This is a genomic window from Mesorhizobium sp. M7A.F.Ca.AU.001.01.1.1 (assembly GCF_004022735.1).
GTDB lineage: Bacteria > Pseudomonadota > Alphaproteobacteria > Rhizobiales > Rhizobiaceae > Mesorhizobium > Mesorhizobium ciceri.
The window spans coordinates 1-4,520 of record NZ_RZPF01000554.1 but is presented as its reverse complement, the minus strand read 5'-3'; the positions used below and the strand labels follow the sequence as shown (position 1 = coordinate 4,520).

Sequence of the window (4,520 nt, the reverse complement as noted above, 5' to 3'; positions counted from 1 at the left end):
GGCGCCGCCTTTCGGCTGACCAGGGCGCTCGGGTAATTCCACGGAATGATGGCGGCGACGACGCCTACCGGCACACGCTGTATCCAGACCTGCTCTCCCGCGTAGTCGGATGGCAGGATTTCACCTTGAATGCGACGGGCAAACTCGGCGTAGTAATCGAAGAACTCGGCCGCGCCGCCGACTTCACCTATTGCTTCATTGATCGGTTTGCCTTGTTCCCTGACCACCACCTCGGCCAGATGTCGGGCGTTCTGCCGGATCAAGACCGCGATCCGCTTCATGATCGCCGCACGGGCAAGAGGCGCTTTGAGCCCCCAAGCCTTCTGCGCCTTACGGGCGGCCTCTATCGCCTGGCGAGCCTGATCCGGGCTTGCCTCGGGCACGTCGACAAAGGCCTTGCCATTGGCCGGATTGATCACCGAACGCGTGCCGGCTTCGCCGGTGACAAACTTCCCGTCGATCAACATGAGATAGGATTTCTTGTCTTCTGCTGCCATGGTTCAATCCGCTTCCGCGTGCGTTGCAGGCGTGCCGACGCCTAAGGGTTGGATTTCGCCGCGGCCATCTGGACCGCGAACTCGATCGCTTCGACCAAACTGTCCTCATTGGCGATGCCCTTGCCGGCGATGTCGAAGGCCGTGCCGTGGTCGACAGAGGTGCGGATGATCGGAAGGCCGAGCGTGACATTGACACCAGAGAGCGCTTTCCACTCACCGGTCGCGGGATCGATGTTGAAGCCGAGCAGTTTCACCGGGACATGGCCCTGATCGTGATACATCGCGACCACCGCGTCATACTGGCGGGCGCGCAACTTGACGAAAACCGTATCGCCCGGAACAGGCCCAAACACCGCAAAATCGGCGGACGTGTAGGAGGCGACGACCGGGGTCGTGATGTCGATATCCTCACGGCCGAAAATGCCGCCTTCGCCGGCGTGCGGGTTGAGCGCGGCGATCGCAATGCGGGGATGGGCAATGCCGAGGCCGCGCAACGCCTCGACCGTCAGCTGGATAACCCGCCGCAACCGAGGTTCGGTCAGTTTCGACGGAACCTGGGCCAGCGCTACATGGGTCGAGACATGGCTGACGCGAAAATCGCCATGGGCGAGCATCATCACGGAATCGCGGGCGCCTGTGAGTTCTGCCAGCATGTCGGTGTGACCGGCATAATGATAGCCGGCCAGATTGAGCGCCTCCTTGTTGAGGGGAGCCGTAACGATGCCCGCAATTGAACCGGCCTGCGCCAGGCGAACGGCCTTTTCGATCGCCAGATAGGCGAGGCGCCCGCCTTCCGCCGACAAGACGCCTGTCTCGATAGGTGTGCGTTCGGGGCCGGCTTCGAGAATGGCTAGCGGCGGAAAAACCCCCGCGGCCGAAGCTGACGGTTGTTCCTCCTCAATGCGCCCGGAAATCGACTCCATTGCACGCATGGCGGCGACGCTGCCGATGATGAGAAGGGACAACGATCCGTCGGCAAGACGCGGTTTCAGCCGTGCGCATGCCTTTGCGATGATCTCGGGGCCGATGCCCGCAGGATCACCCATTGTGATGCCGAGTCTTGGACCAGACATGAACGCCTCTAATCGGTCAATTGTGATCATCTTCTAATCCTTGTAACCAGAGATGCGCAATAGTTTTCTTTTGCAGTCATTCGTAATCAGCCGCACGGTGAAATCCGCCTGTTTTCCCACCTCTCTGTGGGAGCAGTCCCCGTGTAGCCGGCTGCTGAAAGATCGCTTGACGTCATTTGACCGGCGGGAATGGACCCGCCCTGTGCTTTTGCCGGCGACCGTCTTGATCAGCGACGCGCGAGAGTCGCGAGCCTGCAGAAGAGGGCGCTGTCGCCGAACGCGCCAGATTTGGAAGTTGTGGCTAGCCCTTGGAAAACGCCGCCTTTGATTCTGGAGATCGGAAGCCCCGGTTCAATCTCGCTCTCGACCGTGAGTTCGACGACGCCGAGGCTGGAGCACACCGATCGCAATGTTTCGCCGCCAGTGACGAGCAGCGTTCCGGGCTTTGGCAAACCGTCAAGAAGCGACGCAAACACCTTGCCGATATGATCTGCAATCGCGTGGCGATCACCCGATGCAACCACAGTGACAACCGACGGCGCACCTCGCATGATCCGTTTTGCCAGATCCCTTTTCGCTTTGTCGATGTCGCGTTCCACAACGATATGCCCATCAGCATGCTTGGTGGCAAACGAGGCCACCTGTCCCGCCGTGACTTCGTGATTTGTGCCGACAAGGCCCAGGAACGGGGCGGGCAGTGCCGGAACAGGCTTGTGTGGTATGCTCAGGTGTCGCGCCAGCGCGGCAGCCAGGCCGCCCGTACCAACCCAGAGTGTCTGCGGCGCGCTCGCCGTTGCAACGATTTCGTCCAGGTCCTTGTCCGTTTCGGCGTCGTAGAGTGTGAGGAAATGAACCGGCCGCGTGCCCGGTACCGACCGGCCAGAGGAAAAGCGCCGACCGAGGCCGGCGAGGATGTCGGGACCGACCATTTCGGGCCGATCGAGCCGCCATTGACGCCCAAGGCGTGTAACACGGCCCTGAAAGGGGAACGCGGGCGCCAGTACAACCCGCTGGTACGCACCTTCGACGATGCAGGCTTCTATTTCGGCAATGACGTGACCGCGCAAAAGGCTGTCGATCTTCTTGAAGCTCAGCTGTCCGGCGGCCAGCCATGGCGCGAACTTCAAGTGTCTGGCGACGGCCGTTGTCTCGGCGCCCTCACGTGTGGCGATATCGACAGCCGAACGGCCCGAGAGCCTACGATCCAGTTGCCAGCTCACGCCGACACCTTGGCCTGGCGAGGCGAAGCAAACCGCGCTGTCCAGAGCGCCGGTCAGGTCGTCCGCGATGATCCGGATATCGACAGTCTCAAGAGCGCTCAATTGAAGAACCCGAACGGCTGACGCGCACGACGCGGACGTTCACATCGAGCGTCCGAAGATTGCTGAGGTTGGCCTGATCGATGCCGTCATCGGTAATGATCTGGTGGATGTCGGCCAGGCGGCAGATGGTGCAGAAATTCGGAGTGGTGAATTTGGAATTGTCGGCAAGCACGACCACCCGTCGCGCCGCGGCGATCATCGCCTGCTTCATCGCCGCGACCTCGAGCGAGGTCTCCGTGAGCATGTCCCCGGTGATGGCGTGAGTGCCCAGAATTGCCACATCGGCGTGGATGGTACGCAGGAAATTCTCGCCAGGCTGGCCAACCAGAGTTAGAGAACCCGGCTTGCAGGTGCCTCCAAGCATGACGAGGCGTACTCCCGGCACGGTTGCAAGTATCTGCGCGATCGCGAGACTGTTGGTGACGGCCGTAAGCGAAATGGGCGCGGCGGCGATGGCGCGGGCGACTTCCAGAACAGTCGTGCTTGCGTCGAAAATGACACTCTGCCCGGGGCGAAGTTCCGACATCATGGCTGCGCCTATGGCCTCCTTCTCAGCCCTGGCGAAGTGTGCGGCAGTGGCGAGATCTGGCTCGAAGGTGGCGAGTTCCGTGCGTTGAAGCATCGCTCCGCCATGCGTTCGCTCCAATGCTCCCTGCCGTTCAAGCGTCTCGAGGTCGCGCCGTATGGTCGAAGGTGACGCGCCGATGAGATCAATGAGTTCCTGAACGCCGACGGTTCCTTCCCGTTTGAGGCATTCGAGAATGAAAGCATGGCGCTTGGCCGGAATTAGATCGACCCGTCCACGCCCGCCATCGTCTTCCCATGACCCGGCGGACGCTGAGGGCCCGGTATCTTCCACCGTTGATTTTCGAACATTCCTTGCCACGTTCGTATCTCCGCACAGTGCAGCAACACGCTCGCCGGAATCATGGCGAGCCCAGCATCGCGAATATCACGAATTCATTCGGCGAGCCCACTGGTTTGTCATGGCGATGAGCGAATTCCTATCGCTTTTGGCCTTGTTAGAATTATTTTGACTGATTTTGACCATATGTGATAAGCGATGACCGTCAATCCTCGTCAATTGGCACTGACAAGTGCGCAGTTCTTGTCAAAAAAATGGGAATTAAAGTCAGCGATTCAGAGCGCTTGGGCTCTGTCGCGAACCGGGTTGGAGGAACCATGTCTTTCTTGTCGAAGCTGAAATCGGCCCTTGTCGGCGCCGCTGCCGCGGCCTTCTTGTCAACGGCGGCCCTAGCTGCCGATGAACCCACGGTCGGCGTTGTCGTGCCGACCCTGGATGCGCAATTCTGGAATAGCTATGTCGCTTTCATGAAGAAGGGAGCGGATGAGCTTGGTGTGAAGCTCGTTGTCCTCAATGCCGACAACAAGCCTGACCAGATGGTCAAGTCGCTTGAGGACCTGGTGGCCCAGAAGGTCGACGGCATTGTTTTCACGCCCTATTGGGCCACTGCCGCTCGCGGCCTTACCTTGGCCAAGGAAGCCGAGATACCGGTCATCCTCACCGACAGTTATCCGGATTTTTCGCCTCAAACCGAGCGTTTCCCGAATTACATTGCCTTTATCGGGCCGAGCGATGAGGACGCCGGATACCAAATGGCCAAGGC

General features: G+C 60.2%; 5 protein-coding genes. 1 reads left to right on the top strand and 4 read right to left on the bottom strand.

All coding sequences use genetic code 11. The features are described 5' to 3' along the window. The 4 genes from EN884_RS26860 to EN884_RS26845 form a co-directional block, all read right to left on the bottom strand. On the bottom strand, positions 1-497 hold a 497-nt coding region (locus EN884_RS26860), incomplete at its 3' end, for an aldehyde dehydrogenase family protein (protein ID WP_128360825.1). 41 nt (positions 498-538) lie between these two features. Further along, positions 539-1,570 (bottom strand): 4-hydroxythreonine-4-phosphate dehydrogenase PdxA, encoded by a 1,032-nt coding sequence (gene pdxA / locus EN884_RS26855; protein ID WP_206616457.1) that lies wholly within the window; start codon positions 1,568-1,570, stop codon positions 539-541. Positions 1,571-1,797: 227 nt separating this feature from the next. Next, positions 1,798-2,892 (bottom strand): four-carbon acid sugar kinase family protein, encoded by a 1,095-nt coding sequence (locus EN884_RS26850; protein ID WP_063170567.1) that lies wholly within the window; start codon positions 2,890-2,892, stop codon positions 1,798-1,800. Beyond that, positions 2,879-3,751 carry a DeoR/GlpR family DNA-binding transcription regulator gene (locus EN884_RS26845; RefSeq protein ID WP_063170566.1) on the bottom strand — a complete coding sequence of 291 codons (873 nt, stop codon included), beginning with the start codon at positions 3,749-3,751 and terminating at the stop codon, positions 2,879-2,881. The genes EN884_RS26850 and EN884_RS26845 overlap by 14 nt, the downstream gene beginning before the upstream one ends. 194 nt (positions 3,752-3,945) lie before the next feature. On the opposite strand from EN884_RS26845, the gene EN884_RS26840 reads away from it, so the two are divergent. After that, positions 3,946-4,520, top strand: a 575-nt coding sequence (locus tag EN884_RS26840; protein ID WP_164895171.1) for a substrate-binding domain-containing protein, incomplete at its 3' end; no start/stop codon positions are given.

Excerpts from the sequence above, each read along its gene's own strand:
- pdxA (WP_206616457.1), bottom strand. The coding sequence starts at position 1,570 with ATGTCTGGTCCAAGACTCGGCATCACAATGGGTGATCCTGCGGGCATC.